Genomic DNA, 20,001 nt, shown 5'->3' with positions numbered 1-20,001 from the left:
GAGACGCCGGTCCGGCGCACGCCCCTATGCGGCTGGTTGCCGTCTTGTCATGGCCTGTTCGCGGCGCTTACTTTTGCCCCTCCTGACGCATTGTTGTAGGGGGAGGCCTCCATGGCCGTACGCGGCCGGCACCGCCGGTATCAGCCGAACAGGATCAACCGCGCCTCGCTCACCGTCACCGCGGGTGGCGTCGGCATCGCGGTCCCGCTCATCGGCACCGGCACCGCCCACGCGGCCGACGTGGACACCTGGAACAAGGTCGCCGCGTGCGAGTCCAGCAGCAACTGGAGCATCAACACCGGCAACGGCTACTACGGCGGGCTCCAGTTCACCCAGTCCACCTGGGAGGCCTACGGCGGCACCCGGTACGCGGGACGGGCGGATCTGGCCACCAGGGACCAGCAGATCGCCGTGGCGGAGAAGGTGCTGGACGGACAGGGACCTGGCGCCTGGCCGGCGTGCTCGGTGCGGGCCGGGCTCACCCGCGGGGGTTCCACCCCCGGCCTTCAGCCCCTCACCAAGAAGACGGCCTCCGTAGCGGACGTACAGCCGCAGACCACCCCGCAGTCGCGGGCCGGGTCCGCCGAGATGTACACCGTGGTCCGGGGCGACTCGCTCTCCCGGATCGCCGACGCCCAGAAGGTCCGGGGCGGCTGGCGGGGGCTGTACGCCGCCAACCGGCAGACCGTCGGGGCCGACCCCGACCTGATCATTCCCGGTCAGCGGCTCAAGCTGCGCGCCACCGCCGCTACGACCACCACCGATCATTCCTCGACGAAGAAGACCTCCTCCCACACCGCGGAGAAGACCGAGAAGGCCACTGACACCGGTCTGGTCGCCCCCGTGAACGCCTCCCTCGGCACGCCCTACCACAAGGCGGGTTCCGCCTGGTCGAAGGGCTACCACACCGGCGTCGACTTCGCGGTGCCCACCGGGACGTCCGTGAAGGCGGTCGCGGCCGGGAAGGTCGTCACCTCGGGGTGGGGAGGCTCCTTCGGCTACCAGGTGGTCATCCGGCACGCCGACGGCCGCTACACCCAGTACGGCCACCTGTCCGCGATCTCCGTGAAGGCCGGGCAGAGCGTGGGTGGCGGGCAGCGCATCGGCCGTTCGGGGTCCACCGGCAACAGCTCGGGCCCGCATCTGCACTTCGAGGTGCGGACGGGGCCCGGCTTCGGTTCCGACATCGACCCGGTGGCGTATCTACGGGCCGGCGGCATCAGGATTTGACACGGGTGCGGTGCCGGTCCAGGACCGGCACCGGGATGTACGCGGCGCCGTAGAAGGGGCCGTAGTACGCCGGGGGCTCGTCGCCCAGCTTCTCCAGGAGCTCGTCGTCGGAGGTGCCGTCCGGCAGTGCCGCCTCAGGGACCGTCGCCGTGGCGGGGCCCGGGACGAACAGCTCCTCGCGCAGGGCGGCGACCTCGTCGAGGAGTACGCCCTCGCGCACGACGGCCGCCGCCGGCTCCTCGGCGGGCACCGGGACGAACCCGTCCCCACCCTTGAGTACGACGGGCGCCGCGGGTTCCGGCTCGGCGTGGGTGCGCTGGAGCCGCTCCGTCGTCAGCAGGATCAGGCCGCCGGCCGCCACCACGCCGCAGCTCAGGGCGAGCGCGGTGCCCGTGGTGCCGTAGCGGAAGGTTTCTCCGAACATCGTGATGCCGACCGCCGCCGCCACCACCGGGTTCACGACCGTCAGGGTCGCCAGCGGGGCCGCGAGACCGGCACCGCGGTAGGAGGCCTGCGACAGCATCAATCCGGCCGTCGCCAGGACGCCGATCGCGGCCAGCGAGGGCAGGTCCGCCGCCGTCACGCCACCGCTCCAGTCGACGGCGACGGTCTTGGTGAACACCGAGGACATACCGAACGCTATGCCGGACGCGGTCGCGAGCAGCACGCTGCGCACCACCGGGTGCCGGTGCGCGGCCCGGCCCGCGATCATCAGCGCGACCACCGCGGCGGCCGTCACCACACCGGCGAACACCCGCTGGGCCGTGCTCAGGGACTGTGCGTCGGACGCGCCGACCAGGGAGAGCAGACCGGCCAGACCCACCGTCGCCATGATCGCGCCCCGCCAGGCGGTGGCGCCGGCCCTGCGGCCGACGAACAGCGCGGCCATCGGCAGCGCGAACACGATCGTCAGGGCGCCCAGCGGCTGCACCAGGCTGAGCGGGCCGTAGGCGAGTGCCACCACGTGCAGCAGTCCACCGAGGCCGTTCAGCGCGACCGCCGCCCACCAGCTCGGCCGGCGCAGCGGCGCGTACTGCTCGTCCGGGTGCGACACCGCGACCTGCTCCTGCACGATCGCTCCGCCCGCGTAGGCGACGGCGGAGACGAGGGAGAGGAGCACGGACAACGCGAGGGCACTCATGAGCTGCTCCTCTGCGTGAGGCGGGGGCTGGCTGCCCGGCGCGACGAACGGTCGTCTTCCATGCAGAACACGATGCCGGGAAAAGTTCTTCCCGTCGTCGTACCTGAGCAGGCAATGGGTCCTACTGCCGATGGAGTACAAAAGGGTCCGTGTCCTACCCAAGGCGGGTGACACGGGGTGGAGGCCCCCTGGTGGGTACCCCTACGGGCCTTGGTACTACTGCTGGTCGTGGACCTCGACCCAGATCTCGCGGCGCTGCGACCGCTCGGCGCCTTCTTCGTACTACGGACGATCGGCGGCACTCGCGGCACAGCACGCCCGGCGCTGCCGACCCTCGCACAAGTCTACGAGCACCAGGCGTCGGAAGTTTATGGAAATACCCTGACTTTTCGTGTCCGTAAGGTCGCTGCGGCTCTGCGCGCCCCCGAACCCCGGATCGCGGCCTCCATCGCCCAGCAGGGCCTCGCGGCCCGGCTGTGGTCGGTGGCGCTCGGCTGCGCGGTGCTGTACGGCCGGATCCCCGACATGTCGCCGTGGCGGCTGTACTGGGACCCCGACGCGAGCGCCCCCGACGACCTGTGGCTGGACGCCGTGGAGCCGCTGCCGGGCGATGCCGGGACCATCGCCGACCTCGTCCTGCACGGTCACCTCGAACCGCTCACGGCAGCGCTGCGCGCCGAGTACCGGCTCGCCACCGGACTGCTGTGGGGCAACGCCGCCTCGGCCCTGGCGGGTGCCGCCCGTCAGCTGGGCCACCGTCCGGACCTCTCCGCCGGCGCCCGTGACCTCGCCACCGAACTCCTCGCCCACCCGCTGCTGGCCGGCGCACTCGAACGGACCACCCTGCGCCGCCGCAGCTGCTGTCTGTACTACCGGTTGCCGGAGGGTGGCGTGTGCGGTGACTGTTGTTTCACACGAGCCCCGCGCTCTTCCCCGCGCGGCGCATCTGGGTGACCATGAAAGCCAACCAGCCGCTGAGACAGGGGGTTCCGGGTGCGTGTGGGCCTGCTGACCCGGGAGTACCCGCCGGATGTGTACGGCGGTGCAGGGGTCCATGTCGAGTTTCTCGCCCGGGAGCTGAGGTCCCTCGTCGACCTGGACGTGCACTGCTGGGGCGAGGTGTCCGTCAAGGAAAGAGCGGCGGGCGTGCTCCGGCACCGGCCCTGGTCCGCACTCGACACCGCCAACGACGCGCTGCGCACCTTCTCCGTGGACCTCTCCATGGCCGCGGGCCTCGAAGGCCGCGAGCTGGTCCACTCGCACACCTGGTACGCCAACCTCGCCGGCCACCTCGGCAAGCTGCTGCACGGCATCCCGCACGTGATGACCGCCCACTCCCTGGAGCCCCTGCGGCCCTGGAAGGCCGAGCAGCTCGGCGGCGGATACGCCCTCTCCAGCTGGGCCGAGCGCACCGCGATCGAGACCGCCGACGCGGTGATCGCCGTGTCGGGAGCCATGCGCGAGGACATCCTCGGCTGCTATCCGGCGCTGGATCCGGCCAAGGTCCACATCGTGCACAACGGCATCGACACCGCCCTGTACCGGCCCGACCACGGCACCGACGTGCTGGACCGGATCGGACTGGACCGGGCTCGCCCGTTCGTGCTGTTCGTCGGCCGTATCACCCGCCAGAAGGGCGTGCCGCACCTGATGCGCGCGGTCCGGGACATCGACCCGGCCGCGCAGGTCGTGCTGTGCGCGGGCGCGCCGGACACCCCCGAGATCGACCGGGAGTTCCGCGAGCTCTTCGAGGAGCTGAGCCGGGTCCGCGAGGGCGTCCACTGGATCCCGCAGATGCTGCCGCGCCCCGAGGTGATCCAGCTCCTGACCCACGCGGCCGTGTTCGTGTGCCCCTCGGTGTACGAACCCCTCGGCATCGTCAACCTGGAGGCGATGGCCTGCGGGACCCCTGTGGTGGCCTCGCGGGTGGGCGGTATCCCCGAGGTCGTGGACGACGGCAGGACCGGGCTGCTCGTGACCGTGGACGACGCGTTCGAGACGGCCCTCGCCGGGGCACTCGACTCGGTGATCGGCGATCCGGAGACGGCACGGCGGATGGGTGAGGCGGGACGTGAGCGCGCGGTGGGCGAGTTCGGCTGGGACGCGGTCGCCCGGCGCACGGTCCGGCTGTACGAGGAGATCCTCAAACAGGCGTAGCAAGCCCCTGGCAAGGGCAAGCATCGGTCACAGACCAGGGTGAGGGGAGCGGCCATGCGTCGTGGCGGACCTTCGGTGCTCGGCATCGTACTCGCGGGCGGAGAGGGCAAACGCCTGATGCCCTTGACCACAGACCGCGCCAAGCCGGCGGTCACCTTCGGAGGAACGTATCGTCTGGTCGACTTCGTCCTGTCCAACCTCGTCAACGCCGACGTCCTGCGCATCTGTGTGCTCACGCAGTACAAGTCGCACTCGCTCGACCGGCACATCACGACCACCTGGCGGATGTCGAGTCTGCTCGGCAACTACATCACGCCGGTGCCCGCCCAGCAGCGCCTCGGACCGCGCTGGTACCTGGGCAGCGCGGACGCGATCCTGCAGTCCCTGAACCTGCTCTACGACGAGCGCCCGGAGTACGTCGCGGTCTTCGGCGCCGACCACGTGTACCGCATGGACCCGCGCCAGATGCTCGCGCAGCACATCGAGTCCGGCGCGGGCGTCACGGTGGCCGGGATCCGGGTCCCGCGCTCCGAGTCCCCCTCGTTCGGGGTGATCTCCCCGGGCTCGGACGGCCTCACGGTGGAACGCTTCCTGGAGAAGCCCGCCGAGCCGCCGGGGCTGGCGGACGACCCGGAGCGTGTGTTCGCCTCGATGGGCAACTACATCTTCACCACCAAGGCCCTGATCGAGGCGCTCCAGCGGGACTCCGAGGAGGAGCACTCGGTCCACGACATGGGCGGCTCGATCCTGCCCCAGCTCACCGAGCGCGGCGAGGCCCAGCTCTACGACTTCAGCGCCAACCACGTCCCCGGCGAGACCACCCGCGACCGCGGCTACTGGCGCGACGTGGGAACCCTGGACGCCTACTACGACGCCCACATGGACCTGATCGCCGAGCGCCCCGCCTTCAACCTCTACAACCGGCAGTGGCCCATCTACACCCACTCCGGCCAGCTCTCCCCGGCCCGCTTCAACTCCGGAGGCATCGCCAGCGAGTCCATCATCAGCGCGGGCTGCCTGATCCGGGGCCAGGTCACCCGGTCCGTGCTCTCGCCCGGTGTCCTGGTCGACCCGGGGGCCGTGGTTCAGGGCTCGGTGCTGCACGACAACGTCAAGATCGGGCGGGGCGCGGTGGTCCGCGGTGCCGTCCTCGACAAGAACGTCGAGGTCCCGCCGGGCGCGACGATCGGCGTGAACCCGGAGCGGGACGCGGAGCTGTACACCGTGTCCAAGGGCGGGGTGATCGCGCTCGGGAAGGGACAACTGGTGTCGTAGGCAGGGGTCTCTCCGGCGGCTGAGGCCGGCGGTGGGTCAGGCCGGCATCGCAGGGGCGGGTACGCACTCCTCCGGAGCGGGTGTCCCAGCGGCGTTGTGGTCACTCGCCGGCTGGGCCCACGCCCCATGCCGGACCGGCCCTGGCCGTCGGGCGGGTCAGCCCTGTCCTCGCAGTGACTCGAAGTTCTTCATGATCACCTCGCTGGTCCGGCGCAGCTCGTCCGTAGGGCTGATCTGCAGGTATTCGCTGCCCGGCTCAGTGTGGACGGGCACATGCCCCGCGGGGGCGTAGAACGCGTCGCCCTCGTGGTACACCTCGTCGTGGTCCGCGTAGTGCAGGGTGAGTTCGCCCTTGAAAACGTAGCCCCAGTGCGGGCACTGGCAGCGGCCGTCGGGCAGCCCCTTCAGCAGCGGCCGGTGGTCGACGTCCTCGCGGAACGTCAGGAAGTCGACCGTGTAGTCGCCGAACTCCTCGGAGCGGTCGACGACCGCCCCGAAGTCGCCGCCCTGGGTGGCCGTGTCGCGGGAGACCTTCGGCATCTCCATCGCCTTCTTCCGGCAGGGGAGGATCCTTCTGCCATTGTCCGCGTGCGGCGCGTCGACGGCATGCGCGGACAGACTTGTCATGTCCCTGGACGGAAGCCGGAATCCGTGTTGTCATGCCACTTCCTGCCCATGACAACGTTGTTATGGAGGCTTCCGTGCACAGCAGGCACATCACCCGTCTCAGAGCCCGGCTGGCGTTACTGTTCGCCGCCCTCCTCGGCCTCGCCGGTCTGACCGCGGTTCCCGCCCTCGCCGACGATCCCGTCGAGGCCCGTGGTCTCAAGGGCGAGTACTACACACAGTCGGCCCCCGGCGCCTTCGACTTCCACGAGCTCAAGGCGACCACCTTCGACCCGAACCTCGATTTCGACAACCTGGAACCCCGGCTGGCCGCCGCGACCGGCCGTTCGGACGACGTCAGCGTCCGCTGGACCGGCAGGCTGGTGCCGACGGCCTCCGGACCCCACACCTTCTCGGTCATCGGCGACAACGGTTTCCGCCTCTGGATCGGCGGACAGCTCCTCATCGACCACTGGGTCGACGACTGGGACCGCGAACAGAGCGCGCAGCCCGTCGAGTTGACCGCCGGCGAGTCCTACGACATCAAGGTCGAGTACTTCGAGCACTACGGCGGCTCCAACCTCCACCTGCGCTGGCTCCAACCCGGCGGAGCCAAACAGGCCGTTCCGCAGTCGGCGTTCCGGCTGCCCGAGGGCTACGACTACGACGGCCCGGTCGCGACCACCGTCCTCGGCACCGGCCGCACCCTGAAGCTCGACTTCGCCCAGCCCCTCGCCGCACCCCCGGCCGCACTCACCGACCACCTCCAGGCGGTGATCGGCGGCGCCAAGTGGCCCTTGGACACGGCGAAACAGGACCCGGAAGACCCCCGTGTCCTGCTCGTCACCCTCACCGAACCCGTCGTGGGCAACAGGACCGGCACCGCGCGCGGCACCGCCGACCTCCGCTACGACGGCGAAGGCGGGCTCACCAGTGCCGACGGCAACGTTGTCGGCGCGTTCTGGAGCAGCGGACCCAACCGTTCGACGTACGAACTGCGTACGAAGTGGGCCGACGAGGTGGGGCCGGACAACGCCCATCCCGAGTACCCGCGGCCCCAGTTGACCCGCGACGCGTGGCTGGGCCTCAACGGCCGTTGGCAGTTCGCCGCCGCCGAGGCGGGTGAACAGCCGCCGGTGGGCAGGAACCTGGCCGAGCGCATCCTCGTCCCGTACCCCGTGGAGTCCCAACTCTCCGGTCTGGAACGGCATGAGGACCGCATGTGGTACCGCCGCACCTTCACCGTCCCGGCCGACTGGCACATCGGCTCCGGCAAGCGCCTCCAGCTCAACTTCGGGGCGGTCGACTGGCGGTCCGAGGTGTACGTCAACGGGACCAGGGTCGCCGAACACACCGGCGGCTACGACAAGTTCGGCGCCGACATCACCGACGCGCTGAAGCCCGGCCGCACCCAGGAACTGATCGTCGGCGTGTACGACCCCACCGACGCGGCCGACGGCGAGAACCCGCCCCTCGGCAAGCAGCGTCTCGACCCGAGCGGCATCTGGTACACGCCGTCCTCCGGGATCTGGCAGACCGTCTGGATGGAGCCGGTCGCCCGCGACCACGTCGGCTCCCTCAAACTGACTCCCGACGTCTCCGCCGACCGGCTGACGGTCGAGGCGCAGGGTGTCCGGGACGGCGTACCGATCACGGCGACGGCGTACGACGGAAAGCGGAAGGTCGCGACGGCCAGTGGGCGCACCGGCGGACCGCTGACCCTGACCATCGAGAACCCGCGCCTGTGGTCGCCGGACGATCCGTTCCTCTACGGCCTGAAGGTGACCGTCGGCGCCGACCGCGTCGGCAGCTACTTCGGGATGCGCTCCATCGCCGTCGAGAACGTGAACGGCACCCCGCGCACGGTCCTCAACGGCAAGCCAATCTTCATGATGGCCACCCTCGACCAGGGCTTCTGGCCCGACGGCCTGCACACCGCGCCCACCGACGAAGCCATGGCGTATGACCTGAAGGTGCACAAGAAGCTCGGTTTCAACGCCGTCCGCAAGCACATCAAGGTCGAGCCCGACCGCTGGTTCTACTGGGCCGACCGGCTGGGCCTGATGGTGTGGCAGGACATGCCCGCGATGACCGCGGGGGTGAATCCGGGCCCTGCCGCCCGCGCCGAGTACGAGCGCGAGATGAAGCAGATGATCGACGAGCACATCAGCAGTCCCTCGGTCGTCATGTGGGTGACCTTCAACGAGGGCTGGGGGCAGTACGACATCGGCCGGATCGCCGAGCAGGCCAAGGCCTGGGACCCGACCCGCCTGGTCAACAACCAGTCGGGTCTCAACCTCGGCGCCGACGGCAACGCCGGCGACATCATGGACGAGCACGGGTATCCCAGTCCCGCCCTGCCACCTCACCCGGACGGCAGACGCGCCCTGGTCAGCGGTGAGTACGGTGGCCTGGGTCTCGCGGTTCCCGGGCACGCCTGGTCCGTCCAGCAGTCGTACGTCGACGTGGATCCGGCGACCTACACCGACGACTATCTGGCCAGGCTCGACGAGGTGCGGGCCCTGGCCTGCCGGGGCGGCAACGGCGCCGTCTACACCCAGATCTCGGATGTCGAGGGTGAGCTGAACGGGCTGCTCACCTACGACCGCAAGGTCCTCAAACCGGACGCCGAGCGGCTCAGGGCCGCGCACCGTGCCCTGATCCGGGACGCGTCCCGGGCGATTCCGGCCGGGTGTGTGTCAACCGGCGGATGATTACGTTCGCCCCATGTGTCCCGCCCCCTTCGACTGGGGGCGGGACTTAATCTGCTGTTAACTGTGCGTAGCTTGATCGTACTTGACCGTAATCGCCGGAGGGCGATTGACTGCTGGCCCACCCGTTGTCGGACGCGAGGCAAGCCATTGACTTCTGACCTGCTCGCCCCTCTCGACCTGGCGTTCTGGAACATGGAATCCGCCGAGCACCCGATGCACCTGGGAGCGCTCGGCGTCTTCGCGGCACACTCGCCCACCGCCGGCGCGCACGCGGCCGATCTGCTGGCGGGCCGCGCCGCCGCCGTGCCCGGCCTCAGGATGCGGATCCGGGACGTGTGGCCGCTCGGCTTCCCGTACGCCTTCGGGGGCGCCGCCCGCGTGCCCGACCCGGACTTCGACCCGCTCCGCCACGTCCTGCTGCACGCCCCGACCGCGGACTTCCACACCGAGGCCGGCCGGCTCATGCAGCGGCCGCTCGACCGCGAACGGCCGCCGTGGGAGGCGCATGTGCTGCCGGGGGAGGACGGTGTCTCCTTCGCCGTGCTCTTCAAGTTCCACCACGCCCTGGCCGACGGACTGCGGGCCCTGACGCTCGCCGCCGCCGTCCTGGACCCGATGGACCTTCCGGTGCGCAAGCCGCGCCCCCAGGAGCCCGCCAAGGCCCTGCTCCCGGACGTGCGCAAGCTGCCCGGGCTCGTCAGGACCGCCGTCTCCGACCTGGGGCGCGCCCTCGACATCGGCGCATCCGTCGCCCTGTCCTGCGTGGGCGTGAGCTCCTCGGACGCCCTCGTCTCCGAGCCGAGCGGCACCCGCCGCACCGCCGGAGTCGTCGTCGACCTCGACGACGTGCACCGCGTCCGCAAGTCGCGGGGCGGCACCGTCAACGACGTCCTGATCGCCGTCGTCGCGGGCGCGCTGCGCCGCTGGCTGGACGAGCGGGGGGACGGCAGTGCGGGCGTGGCGCCCCGCGCCCTGATCCCCGTCTCCAAGCGCCGTCCGCGCACCGCGCACCCGCAGGGCAACCGGCTCTCCGGGTACCTGATGCGGCTTCCGGTCGACGACCCCGACCCGCTGGGCCGCCTGGACACGGTCCGCACGGCCATGGACCGCAAAAAGGACGCCGGCCCCAACCGCGGCGCGGGCGCGGTCGCCCTGCTCGCCGACCACGTCCCGGCCCTCGGCCACCGCCTCGGCGGGCCCCTGGCCGGCCAGGGCGCCCGGCTCTGGTTCGACATCCTCGTCACCAGCGTCCCGCTGCCCGGCATCGGACTGAAGCTCGGCGGCAACCTGGTCACCGAGGTCTACCCCTTCGCCCCGCTGGCCCGCGGCCAGTCCCTCGCGGTCGCGATCTCGACGTACCGGGGAGCGGTCCACTACGGCCTCGTGGCGGACGCCGAAGCCGTGCCTGACCTGGACGTCCTCGCCCGGGCGCTGTCCGAGGAGGTGAAGGAACTGCTGGCTGCCTGCGGTTCTTGATCGTTCCGGATTGCGGGTCAGGCCCGGCGCTGAAGTAAAATTCCGCGTTCGACAAGCGGACGCGGCCGACGCGCCGCTCGGGTGACCAGGGAAACGGCAGCGCGATGACGGTGACAGAGGACGGCTCGGCGACGATGGACGAGGTCGTGCGCGAGCCCGGTGACGAGGTCGTGCACGGCCCCGGCATCGACCCGGAGCGGCTGGCCGTCTGCCTCGGCGTGCTCGACGAGCTCGACAAGCTGGAGGTCGACCACCCCGACGCGATCGCCGTGCGCCGGGCCACCGCCGGGATCTACCGCACCGTGAAGCAGCGCCGCCGGCAGGAGCGCCGGGCCGCCAAGACCGCCCACGACAAGGCGGTCACGGAGGCCACGGCGACCGGCTCCGCCCAGCGCATCGACGACGAGACCGAGGGCATCCTGCCGTCGTCCGTCACCGAGGAGGGCCGGATCGCGGGGATACTCCAGCGCCCGCGCTCCTGCTACACCTGCAAGACCCGGTACGTCGAGGTCGACTACTTCTACCACCAGCTCTGTCCGGACTGCGCCGCCCTGAACCGCGCCAAGCGCGACGTCCGCGCCGACCTCACCGGCAAGCGCGCCCTGCTCACCGGCGGCCGCGCCAAGATCGGCATGTACATCGCGCTGCGGCTGCTGCGCGACGGCGCGCACACCACCATCACCACGCGCTTCCCGAAGGACGCCATCCGCCGTTTCAAGGCCATGGACGACTCCGCGGACTGGATCCAACGCCTGGAGGTCGTCGGCATCGACCTGCGGGACCCGGCGCAGGCCGTGGCCCTCGCCCAGCAGGTCGCCGAGGCGGGCCCGCTCGACATCCTCGTCAACAACGCGACGCAGACCGTACGACGGCTGCCCTCGGCCTACGCCGCCCTGGTCGACGGCGAGAGCGCCCCGCTGCCCGCCGGTGAGCTCCCCGCCCACCACGTCATCGGTGCCTTCGGTTCCGGCGCGGTCGACGGACTCGCCTCCCTGCCCGCCGGGATCTCCGGCCTCGACGCGCAGCAGATCGCCGACCTCGCCCTCGTCGCGGGCAACGCCAGCGTGGCCCGGCACCTCGACGGCACCGCCATCGACGCGGGCGGCCTCGTCCCCGACGTCGTCGACAGCAACACCTGGGTGCAGACGATCGAGCAGATCTCCCCGGTGGAGCTGCTCGAAACCCAGCTGTGCAACTACACGGCACCGTTCATCCTGATCAGCGCGCTGCGCCCGGCCATGGCCGACGCCGCGAGGAAGGCCGGGAGCGGACGCGCCTACGTGGTGAACGTCTCGGCGATGGAGGGCGTCTTCGGCCGCGGTTACAAGGGCGCGGGCCACCCCAACACCAACGCCGCCAAGGCCGCCATGAACATGGTCACGCGGACCAGCGCCCAGGAGATGTTCCAGACCGACGGCATCCTCATGACCTCGGTCGACACCGGCTGGATCACGGACGAGCGCCCTCACTACGACAAGCTCCGTCTCGCCGAGGAGGGCTTCCACGCCCCTCTCGACCTGGTCGACGGCGCGGCCCGCGTCTATGACCCGATCGTGCGCGGCGAGGACGGCGAGGACGTGTACGGGGTCTTCCTGAAGGACTACGTGCCCGGCAAGTGGTGAGCTCGCGGCCCTGATGTGTGGGCCGTCGCCGACGGGGAACCCGGGGAGTGGAAGGTTCCCTGCCAGGAGTTGTCATGGCACGTCCACACAGCATCGATCCGCGCGCGTTCAACGATCCGCGCAACCACTACCCGACCGACGAGGAGTTCTACGCGAGCGACCGTCCGGTCCAGCACGAGCTCCCGGAGGACCGGCCCCGCGGGGGTGCCCACGACCCGTTCAGGCACCCCTGGAGCTGGGGCATGATCGCGCTCGTCGTCTTCGCGGGCCTGATCGTCCTCATGGGGATCGCCCTGTTCCCGTGACGCGGTCATGAGGGCGGCGGGGCGTACGACCGCAGCCGGTCATGGACGGCGTACCCGCCCGGGTGCGCCGCCCGCACCCGGGTGCCCCCGTCCACCAGCAGATCCGCCCCGGTGATCCACTCGGCCGCGTCGGACGCCAGCCACACCACGGCCCGCGCGACGTCCTCGGGCTCCCCGATCCGCCCCAGCGGCAGGTCGACGGGGCCCTGCTCCCACACGAACCGCGCCATCTCCGTCCGTACGAGACCAGGAGAGACGGAGTTGACCCGCACCCGGGGAGCCAGCTCGCCCGCCAGCTGCCGGGTGAGATGGAGCAGCGCCGCCTTGCTGGTCCCGTACGCGCCGACGTTCGGCCCCACGTGTCCGGCGCCCTCCGTGCACACGTTGACCACCGACCCGCCGTGCTCCCGCATCCACCCCCGCCACGCCGCCTGCACCAGCCGCAGCGGTGCCTCGACGTTGACGGTGAAGGCCTCGCGCCACGCCTGGGGATCCAGATCCATGAGGGGGCCGTACGGCTGATTCGTCGCCGCGTTGTTGACGAGGACGTCGAGCCGGCCGAACTCGCCGAGAGCGAGATCCACGGCCGCCCGCGCGTGCTCCGGGTCCGCGACGTTCCCCGCAAGGCCGATACCGCCGAGCTGCTCGGCGGCCCGCCGGACCTCCTCCGGGTCCCTGGCCGTCACACACACCCGCGCCCCGGCGTCGGCCAGCTGCCGGGCGACGGCCGCTCCGATGCCGCGCGTGGCCCCGGTGACCAGGGCGACCCTGCCGTGCAGTCCAGGCGTCATCGCCGTACCGTCTCATGACGGACCGTCAGTCGACAGCCCCGAGACGGGAGTTGCGTGCCGCGACCAGCTCCAGGAGGGTGCGCCAGTCCTCCAGGACGCCCGCGTCGAAGACGATGGCCCGGCTCTCCTCGTCCGCCTCCCGCAGGCGCGACAGGTCGTCGTCGGAGGTCGGGCCGTGGTGGCGGACCAGGTGGGCGACGCGCTCACCGAGCAGGGGGCGTACCGCCGCCGCCGCGCGTTCGGCCCGGGCGCTGCCGTCGGCGGGGGACAGCAGCTGCCCGATGTCCCGCACCAGCCCCGCCACCTGGAGTTCCTTGTCGGCGGGGCGGCTGCGGCGCAGCAGGGCGGCGGTCCGCAACGCCTGCTGGTGCCGACAGGCGTACAGCAGATCCATCAGCTCATCGACACTGCGCAGCTCCATGCGTCAGTCCTCCCGAGTCCACCCGCGGGACAAGCCGTTGCCGCACGTCAGCAGATCATGGGTGGCTTGCGATTCGGCCAACAGGACCTGAACTGTGTGGCTCCGGACCGTCGAAGGCGTGCGCGGTCGTGTAGGCCGGTCGGGTGACCCTCAAACCGTGCATCGGGTGACAAACTTGCGCAGAACATGGCTGAAAGACCTTAGGTGACTCGCGATGGTTACGCCTTGTTTTCAGCCCCTATCGAGCGGACCACTGCTCATCTGGTTAATCTGTAGCCGACGGACGGCAGTACGGGGTCCTACCCACACCCATAGTCCGTCCCGGGACAAGCCGGTCACCACGGCCTGCTCTCACCTGAGTTGCCGGCGCCACCGCGTCCGAACCCGATCTCGACCCAGACCCGAGCGGACGTCCAGGCCTCGACCGTAGGTTGCACAGGTACGTCCCGAGGGTGAGCCCGACACATAAGGAGTGCGCGGTGACACCGGAGAAGACGAATCGCGAACAACGCCCCAAGGAACGCCCGGAGCGTGCGGGCCGACGGCCCGGAGACATCGGCAGTCTCGACGTGTGGGCGCGCTCCGCCCCCATCCGTCTCGCGGGCTACGAGGACGACCTCGCCGAGCCCCACATCCTGCCCAGCGTGGACTGACCGCAGGATCTTCGCGATCGCCGACGGCATGGGCGTGCGAGACTCACGCCCATGCTGATCAGAGAAGCCGCGGCCGACGACTGGCCGCGGATCTGGCCTTTCTGGCACCGGATCGTGGCCGCGGGCGAGACCTACGCCTGGGACCCCGACACTCCCGAAGACACAGCGCGCGCCCTGTGGATGCACCCGGTCAAGCGCGTCTACGTCGTCGAGGACGAGAGCGGCGCCCTGGTCGCCTCGGCCTACGTCACCCCCAACTACGGCGGTCCCGCCGCCCGTATCGCCAACGCCGGCTTCATGGTCGACCCCGACCAGGGCGGCCGCGGCATCGGCCGCACCCTCGCCGAGCACATCCTGGCCGCCGCCGCGGCCGACGGCTACCGGGGGATGGTCTTCAACGCCGTCGTCGAGACCAACCCGGCCGTGCGGCTGTGGACCTCGCTCGGCTTCACGATCCTCGGCACCGTGCCGGACGCCTTCGAACACCCCCGGCACGGGCGGGTCGGACTGCACATCATGTACAAGGCTCTCTAGGACTTCTCCCAGGACCGGTGTTCAGTCGAGCGGTGCCGTCCGCCGCCACGGCTGCCGCCGCTCCAGCTCCTCCGCGACCTCCAGCAGCACCGACTCCGACCCGGGCCGGGCCACCAGTTGTACGGCGGTGGGGGCGCCCGAGGACAGCGTGCCGAGCGGGACCGACATCGCCGGCCAGCCCGTGAGGTTCCACGGCGGGGTGAGCGGCGAGTAGTTGGTGTTGACCAGGACATTGCGCAACCAGCCCCGCTCGTGCCAGGCCTCGGCCTTGGGGGAGCGGCGGGCCAGCGCCGGAAGCAGCAGCACGTCGTGCTCGGCGAAGAACGGCTCCAGGCGCTCGCGCAGTTCCTGCCGGGCCTTGCCCTTGCGCACGGTGTTGACGAAGCGCCGGCCGATCGCCGCGTGCACCCGGGTGCGCCGGGCCAGCAGCCGCGGATCCAGCCCCGCCGCGTCCACCGAGGTGCCCGCCGTCCACGTGGCGAGCGAGGTGACACCCAGCGACAGCGGGTACGGCGGGTCCGCCCGCCGCACCTGATGCCCCGCCTTGATCAGCAGCCCGGCCGCCTCCCGGACCGCGTTCGTATACGGCGCGCTGACCGTGACGCCGGCGAGCGGGCTGCGCAGGGACACCGCGACATCGAGCGCGGCGGGCGTGTCCCGTCGTACGAACTCGGTGCCGGCGATGACCGAAAGCAGCAGGCGGGCGTCCTCGACCGTGGTCGCGAGCGGACCGTTTTCGGACATGCCGAACCAGTCGCCGTCGCTGATGCCGGCCGGGACCACCCCCGACCCCGGCTTCAGGGTGACGAGCCCGCAGTTGGCCGCCGGGATGCGCAGGGAGCCCATGCCGTCGTTGCCGAGGGCGATCGGGACCAGGCCCGCGGCGACCGCGGCCGCGCTGCCGCCGGACGAGCCGCCCGCCGTACGCGAGGTGTCCCAGGGGTTCCGGGAGGTGCCGTGGACGCCCTCCGTGGTGCCGAAGACACACAGCTCCGGGACGTTCGTCAGCCCCACGACCACCGCGCCCGCGGCCCGCAGCCGGGCGACGACCTCGTGATCCGCCTCGGCCGGCGTGTCCGGGGTTGCGGCGGAGCCGACACGGTTGGTCTCGCCGCGCACGGAGAGGTTGTCCTTGACGGCCACGGGCACGCCCGCCAGGGGCAGTTCCCCGAGGTCGCCCCGGGAGCCCACCTCGTCGGCCTCCGCCAGCGCCGCTTCGGCGCGCACCACCCGGAACGCCCCGATCCGCCCGTCGAGCCTCTCGATCCGGGCGAGGTGCTCGGCCAGCACCTCCCGGGGCGTGGCCCGCTTCTCGCGGACGGCGGCGGCGATCTCGGCGGCGGTACGGCCGACCCAGCTGGTCACGTGCGCTCCTCGGGGCTACTCGCGAGTACGTAGGGAGAACTCTGCCCGGAGGCGGACGTCGCGTCGAGAGCGCTCGCTCTTGGACATTCGGACCGGTCTTCTTGGACTTTTCGCGACGGAGGGCATCGGAGAGAGGCGTCGACCAGCAGGTCATCCGATCTCTGGATCAACTCTCAGCCGATTCTGCCCCGTTGACAGCCCTTGTGCTGACCTCAATTATCAGCCATCCGATGAATAGGGAGTCACTCATGAGGAAACGGCTGGGATTCGCCGCCGTCGTGGCGCTGCTGGCGCTGCTCCTGGCGCCCGCCCCGGCGCTCGCGCGCTCGGAGCAGGGCCCGCCGGTCACGGTGCCCGCGCTGACCCGATGGACTCCGGAGTCGGGCGCCTACGTCTACCGGCCCGGGGCCCGGCTCGTCGCCGACGACCCGGCCGGACGCCGCGTGGCCGACACGCTCGCCGGTGATCTGCGGGCGGCGGGCCACGGCTCGGTCCCCGTCGTCCGTGGCGGAGCCAGAGCCGGTGACATCGTTATCAACCTCGAGCCGTCCCGAAGCTCCCTCGGCGCCGAGGGCTACGAACTCCACGCCGGCAGCAGCCTGTCGATCACCGGAGCGACCGAGACCGGCGCCTTCTACGGCACCCGGACCCTCCTCCAGCTCCTCGCACAGGGCGACCGGATCCCCGCCGGACGCACGGTCGACGTGCCGCGCTACAAGGAGCGGGGCGTCGGCGTGTGCGCCTGCTACATCCACATCTCGCTGCCCTGGCTGGAGAACCTCGTCCGCGAGATGTCCTACAACAAGCTCAACCAGCTGCTCGTGGAGCTGAAGGTCAAGAGCGACGCCCACCCCGAGGCCAACACCTGGGGCTACTACACCAAGGACGAGATACGGCAGCTTGTCGCGCTCGGTGACAGGTACCACGTCGAGATCATCCCCGAGATCAACTCCCCGGGGCACATCGACCCGTGGATCGAGAACCGCCCGGACCTCCAGCTGACCGACTCCGACGGCAACAAGCAGCCGTCCCGTCTCGACATCACCCAGCAGGCGGCCTTCGACTACTACACGAGCCTGATGGACGAGTACGCCCAGGTCTTCACGGCGAAGTCCTGGCACATGGGGGCCGACGAGTACATGCTCGGCTCCGACTTCGCGAAGTACCCGCAGATGCTCAAGTACGCCCAGGAGAAGTACGGTCCGGGCGCCACCCCGCAGGACGCCTTCGTCGACTTCGTCAACCGCGTCCACGACTACGCGGCCGGCAAGGGCGTGAAGCTGCGGATCTGGAACGACGGCCTGACCGGAGCCAACACCGTCCCCGTGAAGGCCGACACCACGGTCGAGCACTGGCTGAACGTGGCGGTCAAGCCCAGTCAACTCATCGCGCAGGGCTACTCGGTGATGAACGCCTCCTATTCGCTCTACCTCATCCGCGGCGGCTTCCACAGCGACACCGAGTCGCTCTACGACCAGAGTTGGGACCCGCGCAGCTTCGAGGGCGAGAAGCTCGCCTCGTCCCGCGGCGTCACCGGCGCGAAGATCAGCCTGTGGCCTGACAACGGACGCGGCGAGACCGAGAACGAGGTCGCCGTCCGGCTCTGGCCCGCGCTACGGCATGTCGCCCAGGCCACCTGGGGTGACCCGCATCCCGACGCCACCTACGCGGAGTTCGTGGCGCGCGGCGCGGCGGTGGGGCACGCGCCGGGTTGGCGGGACCTGACCCGGGTGCCGGTGGCGGACGGCACGTACACCTTCGGGCGGTCGTTCACGGCCTCCGTGCAGCGCACGGCGGACGGCTATGTGACCCTCCGCTCGGCGGCCGGCTGCCTCGCGATCAGCGGCGGCAAGCTCACGCTCAACGTGCCGCTGCAGCCCGGTGTCGAGGCGACCTGGGACACCTGCGACCCGTCCGGCACCCTGCAGCGCTGGGAGTTGGAGCCCGCGGCGGGCGGCTACCGGCTCGTCAACGCGATCACCCGGATGGCGCTCACCGTCACGGACGACGGCCGGATCGTGCAGTACCCGGCCGATCAACGCACCCCCACCGTCTGGCACTTGAGCTGAGGAGCCCCCCATGACCGTCTCCAGACGCCTCTTCGTCACCGCCGCCACCGCACTCGCCGTGACCGGCATCCCCACGATGGCCGCCGCGGCCTCCGACGACCGCTCCTACCGCATCCCCGTCTCCCCGGACGACACCGAGGCCGACCTCGTCCGCAAGGCGTCCCTCGTCAGGCCCACCGCACGGCAGATCGCCTGGCAGAGCCTGGAGCGGACCGCCTTTCTGCACTTCGGCGTGAACACCTTCACCGGCCTGGAGTGGGGTACCGGCGACGAGGACCCGGACGTCTTCCAGCCGGCCGGCCTCGACACCGACCAGTGGGCGGCGGCCCTGAAGGACGGCGGCTTCAAGCTCGCCATCCTCACCGTCAAGCACCACGACGGCTTCGTCCTCTATCCCTCCCGCTACACCGACCACTCGGTGGCGTCGAGCAGTTGGCGCGACGGACAGGGCGATGTGCTGCGTTCCTTCGCCGACTCCATGCGCCGCCACGGCATCGAGGTCGGCGTCTACATCTCGCCCGCCGACGAGAACCAGTACCTGCACGGCGTGTACGCCAACGGCAGCGCACGTTCCCCGCGCACGATCCCGACCCTGGTGGCGGACGACGACCGTGCGCCGGACCGCTTCCACACCCTGGACGCGACCGACTACGGCGCCCACATGCTCAACACGCTGTACGAGGTGCTCACCGAGTACGGGCCCGTCGACGAGGTGTGGTTCGACGGCGCGCAGGGGCACATCCCGCCCGAGAAGGTGGAGAGCTACGACTGGGACAGCTGGTACAGCCTGGTGCGGACCCTCGCCCCGGACGCGGCGATCGCCGTCACCGGTCCCGACCTGCGCTGGGTCGGGAACGAGAGCGGTATCGCACGCGAGGACGAGTGGAGCGTCATCCCGGTCAAGGAGAACCAGTACGGCCGCACCGACTGGGCCATGTCCTACGACACCCCCGACGAGGGCAGTCGTGCCGCTCTGGTGAAGGCGCAGCCCGCGACGGACTACCTCCAGTGGTGGCCCGCCGAGTGTGACGTCTCCATCCGCGACGGCTGGTTCTACCACGCCGACCAGCAGCCCAAGTCCGTGGACTACCTGACGGAGATCTTCTTCGGCTCGGTGGGGCGCAACGCGGTGCTGCTGCTCAACGTCCCACCGGACACGGAGGGCCTGCTGCACGGCACGGACGTCGTACGGCTGCGGGAGTTCAGGGAACGGATCGAGCGGGAACTGCCGCAGGACCTGGCCGTGCGCGGTCGCACCACGTCGGCACCGGGCCGTGTCACCGTCGACCTCGGCACGGACCACGAGGTCGACCGCATCCTGCTCGCCGAGGACATCCGGCACGGCCAGCAGGTGGAGAGCTTCGTCGTCGAGGCGTTCCGCGACGGCACCTGGACGAAGGTCACGGGCGCCGGGACCATCGGCGCGAGCCGCATCCTGCCGCTGTCGGCTCCGGTACGGGCCCGGAGGTGGCGACTGCGGGTGACACAGGCCCGAAGTGCCGTACACATCAAGGAGTTCGGGCTGTACCGGTCCGAGGTCTGAGGGAGCGAGCGGCCACCGGGTCGGGTGCCCTGGCCCGCGGATCACCGCGGGCCCCGTACCTGCGTCTCGCAGGGAACCCCGCTCCCGGGCCGTACGCCA

General features: G+C 70.8%; 17 protein-coding genes. 12 read left to right on the top strand and 5 right to left on the bottom strand.

Annotated features, from left to right (window positions below; genetic code table 11):
• Positions 1-111: 111 nt before the first annotated feature.
• Complete coding sequence (locus tag BFN33_RS17615; RefSeq protein ID WP_069761012.1) at positions 112-1,230, top strand: transglycosylase family protein; 1,119 nt, start codon at positions 112-114, stop codon at positions 1,228-1,230.
• On the opposite strand, the gene BFN33_RS17610 is transcribed toward BFN33_RS17615, so the two are convergent.
• On the bottom strand, positions 1,220-2,371 hold the full coding sequence (locus BFN33_RS17610) for a DMT family transporter (RefSeq protein WP_069761011.1): 1,152 nt from the start codon (positions 2,369-2,371) through the stop codon (positions 1,220-1,222). The genes BFN33_RS17615 and BFN33_RS17610 overlap by 11 nt on opposite strands.
• Before the next feature lie 210 nt (positions 2,372-2,581).
• Here BFN33_RS17610 and BFN33_RS17605 point away from each other — a divergent pair, with 210 nt between their 5' ends.
• The 3 genes from BFN33_RS17605 to glgC are packed head-to-tail and all read left to right on the top strand — an operon-like array spanning position 2,582 to position 5,803.
• Positions 2,582-3,325: a (2Fe-2S)-binding protein gene (locus BFN33_RS17605; RefSeq protein WP_069761010.1), complete on the top strand. Its 744-nt coding sequence runs from the start codon at positions 2,582-2,584 to the stop codon at positions 3,323-3,325.
• Between the two features lie 39 nt (positions 3,326-3,364).
• On the top strand, positions 3,365-4,528 hold the full coding sequence (gene glgA / locus BFN33_RS17600) for a glycogen synthase (RefSeq protein ID WP_069761009.1): 1,164 nt from the start codon (positions 3,365-3,367) through the stop codon (positions 4,526-4,528).
• Positions 4,529-4,582: 54 nt separating this feature from the next.
• On the top strand, positions 4,583-5,803 hold the full coding sequence (gene glgC, locus BFN33_RS17595; protein WP_069761008.1) for a glucose-1-phosphate adenylyltransferase: 1,221 nt from the start codon (positions 4,583-4,585) through the stop codon (positions 5,801-5,803).
• Between the two features lie 156 nt (positions 5,804-5,959).
• Here the strand turns inward: glgC and BFN33_RS17590 are convergent, their stop codons facing one another.
• Positions 5,960-6,430, bottom strand: a complete 471-nt coding sequence (locus tag BFN33_RS17590) for a hypothetical protein (protein ID WP_256122782.1) — start codon at positions 6,428-6,430, stop codon at positions 5,960-5,962.
• A gap of 74 nt (positions 6,431-6,504) precedes the next feature.
• On the opposite strand from BFN33_RS17590, the gene BFN33_RS17585 reads away from it, so the two are divergent.
• The 4 genes from BFN33_RS17585 (at position 6,505) to BFN33_RS17570 (ending at position 12,526) form a co-directional block, all read left to right on the top strand.
• A complete protein-coding gene (locus BFN33_RS17585; protein ID WP_256122781.1) occupies positions 6,505-9,123 on the top strand; it encodes a PA14 domain-containing protein in 2,619 nt (872 codons plus the stop codon).
• A gap of 147 nt (positions 9,124-9,270) precedes the next feature.
• Positions 9,271-10,599: a wax ester/triacylglycerol synthase family O-acyltransferase gene (locus BFN33_RS17580; RefSeq protein ID WP_069761006.1), complete on the top strand. Its 1,329-nt coding sequence runs from the start codon at positions 9,271-9,273 to the stop codon at positions 10,597-10,599.
• Between the two features lie 104 nt (positions 10,600-10,703).
• Complete coding sequence (locus tag BFN33_RS17575; protein ID WP_069761005.1) at positions 10,704-12,221, top strand: SDR family NAD(P)-dependent oxidoreductase; 1,518 nt, start codon at positions 10,704-10,706, stop codon at positions 12,219-12,221.
• A 74-nt stretch (positions 12,222-12,295) separates the two neighbouring features.
• Positions 12,296-12,526 (top strand): hypothetical protein, encoded by a 231-nt coding sequence (locus tag BFN33_RS17570; protein ID WP_069761004.1) that lies wholly within the window; start codon positions 12,296-12,298, stop codon positions 12,524-12,526.
• Positions 12,527-12,531: 5 nt separating this feature from the next.
• Here the strand turns inward: BFN33_RS17570 and BFN33_RS17565 are convergent, their stop codons facing one another.
• Positions 12,532-13,317, bottom strand: coding sequence for an SDR family oxidoreductase (locus BFN33_RS17565; RefSeq protein ID WP_069761003.1), 786 nt, complete (start codon positions 13,315-13,317; stop codon positions 12,532-12,534).
• Positions 13,318-13,342: 25 nt separating this feature from the next.
• Complete coding sequence (locus BFN33_RS17560; RefSeq protein WP_069761002.1) at positions 13,343-13,738, bottom strand: hypothetical protein; 396 nt, start codon at positions 13,736-13,738, stop codon at positions 13,343-13,345.
• Between the two features lie 479 nt (positions 13,739-14,217).
• Here BFN33_RS17560 and BFN33_RS51940 point away from each other — a divergent pair, with 479 nt between their 5' ends.
• Both BFN33_RS51940 and BFN33_RS17555 read left to right on the top strand, forming a co-directional pair.
• On the top strand, positions 14,218-14,391 hold the full coding sequence (locus BFN33_RS51940; protein ID WP_007386357.1) for a hypothetical protein: 174 nt from the start codon (positions 14,218-14,220) through the stop codon (positions 14,389-14,391).
• Positions 14,392-14,442: 51 nt separating this feature from the next.
• The gene (locus tag BFN33_RS17555) at positions 14,443-14,925 is read left to right on the top strand and encodes a GNAT family N-acetyltransferase (protein ID WP_069761001.1); all 483 of its coding nucleotides are present in this window, start codon (positions 14,443-14,445) and stop codon (positions 14,923-14,925) included.
• A gap of 21 nt (positions 14,926-14,946) precedes the next feature.
• Here BFN33_RS17555 and BFN33_RS17550 read toward each other — a convergent pair whose 3' ends face one another.
• The gene (locus BFN33_RS17550; RefSeq protein WP_069761000.1) at positions 14,947-16,290 is read right to left on the bottom strand and encodes an amidase; all 1,344 of its coding nucleotides are present in this window, start codon (positions 16,288-16,290) and stop codon (positions 14,947-14,949) included.
• Positions 16,291-16,538: 248 nt separating this feature from the next.
• Between BFN33_RS17550 and BFN33_RS17545 the strand changes: the two genes are divergently transcribed.
• Both BFN33_RS17545 and BFN33_RS17540 read left to right on the top strand, forming a co-directional pair.
• Positions 16,539-18,359 (top strand): family 20 glycosylhydrolase, encoded by a 1,821-nt coding sequence (locus BFN33_RS17545; protein ID WP_069760999.1) that lies wholly within the window; start codon positions 16,539-16,541, stop codon positions 18,357-18,359.
• A gap of 10 nt (positions 18,360-18,369) precedes the next feature.
• On the top strand, positions 18,370-19,902 hold the full coding sequence (locus BFN33_RS17540; RefSeq protein ID WP_069760998.1) for an alpha-L-fucosidase: 1,533 nt from the start codon (positions 18,370-18,372) through the stop codon (positions 19,900-19,902).
• The last annotated feature ends 99 nt before the right edge of the window (positions 19,903-20,001 follow it).

The sequence above is a fragment of the Streptomyces sp. LUP47B genome (assembly GCF_001746295.1).
Taxonomy (GTDB): domain Bacteria; phylum Actinomycetota; class Actinomycetes; order Streptomycetales; family Streptomycetaceae; genus Streptomyces.
Note: the sequence above shows the minus strand (reverse complement) of the source record. Positions and strands in the feature narration are given on the sequence as shown.

What these genes read in the sequence shown, in the direction of transcription:
- BFN33_RS17615 (WP_069761012.1), top strand. Translation starts at nt 112, where the DNA reads ATGGCCGTACGCGGCCGGCACCGCCGGTATCAGCCGAACAGGATCAAC.
- BFN33_RS17610 (WP_069761011.1), bottom strand. Translation starts at nt 2,371, where the DNA reads ATGAGTGCCCTCGCGTTGTCCGTGCTCCTCTCCCTCGTCTCCGCCGTC.
- glgC (WP_069761008.1), top strand. Translation starts at nt 4,583, where the DNA reads ATGCGTCGTGGCGGACCTTCGGTGCTCGGCATCGTACTCGCGGGCGGA.
- BFN33_RS17590 (WP_256122782.1), bottom strand. Translation starts at nt 6,430, where the DNA reads ATGACAAGTCTGTCCGCGCATGCCGTCGACGCGCCGCACGCGGACAAT.
- BFN33_RS17575 (WP_069761005.1), top strand. Translation starts at nt 10,704, where the DNA reads ATGACGGTGACAGAGGACGGCTCGGCGACGATGGACGAGGTCGTGCGC.
- BFN33_RS17570 (WP_069761004.1), top strand. Translation starts at nt 12,296, where the DNA reads ATGGCACGTCCACACAGCATCGATCCGCGCGCGTTCAACGATCCGCGC.
- BFN33_RS17565 (WP_069761003.1), bottom strand. Translation starts at nt 13,317, where the DNA reads ATGACGCCTGGACTGCACGGCAGGGTCGCCCTGGTCACCGGGGCCACG.
- BFN33_RS17560 (WP_069761002.1), bottom strand. Translation starts at nt 13,738, where the DNA reads ATGGAGCTGCGCAGTGTCGATGAGCTGATGGATCTGCTGTACGCCTGT.
- BFN33_RS17555 (WP_069761001.1), top strand. Translation starts at nt 14,443, where the DNA reads ATGCTGATCAGAGAAGCCGCGGCCGACGACTGGCCGCGGATCTGGCCT.
- BFN33_RS17545 (WP_069760999.1), top strand. Translation starts at nt 16,539, where the DNA reads ATGAGGAAACGGCTGGGATTCGCCGCCGTCGTGGCGCTGCTGGCGCTG.
- BFN33_RS17540 (WP_069760998.1), top strand. Translation starts at nt 18,370, where the DNA reads ATGACCGTCTCCAGACGCCTCTTCGTCACCGCCGCCACCGCACTCGCC.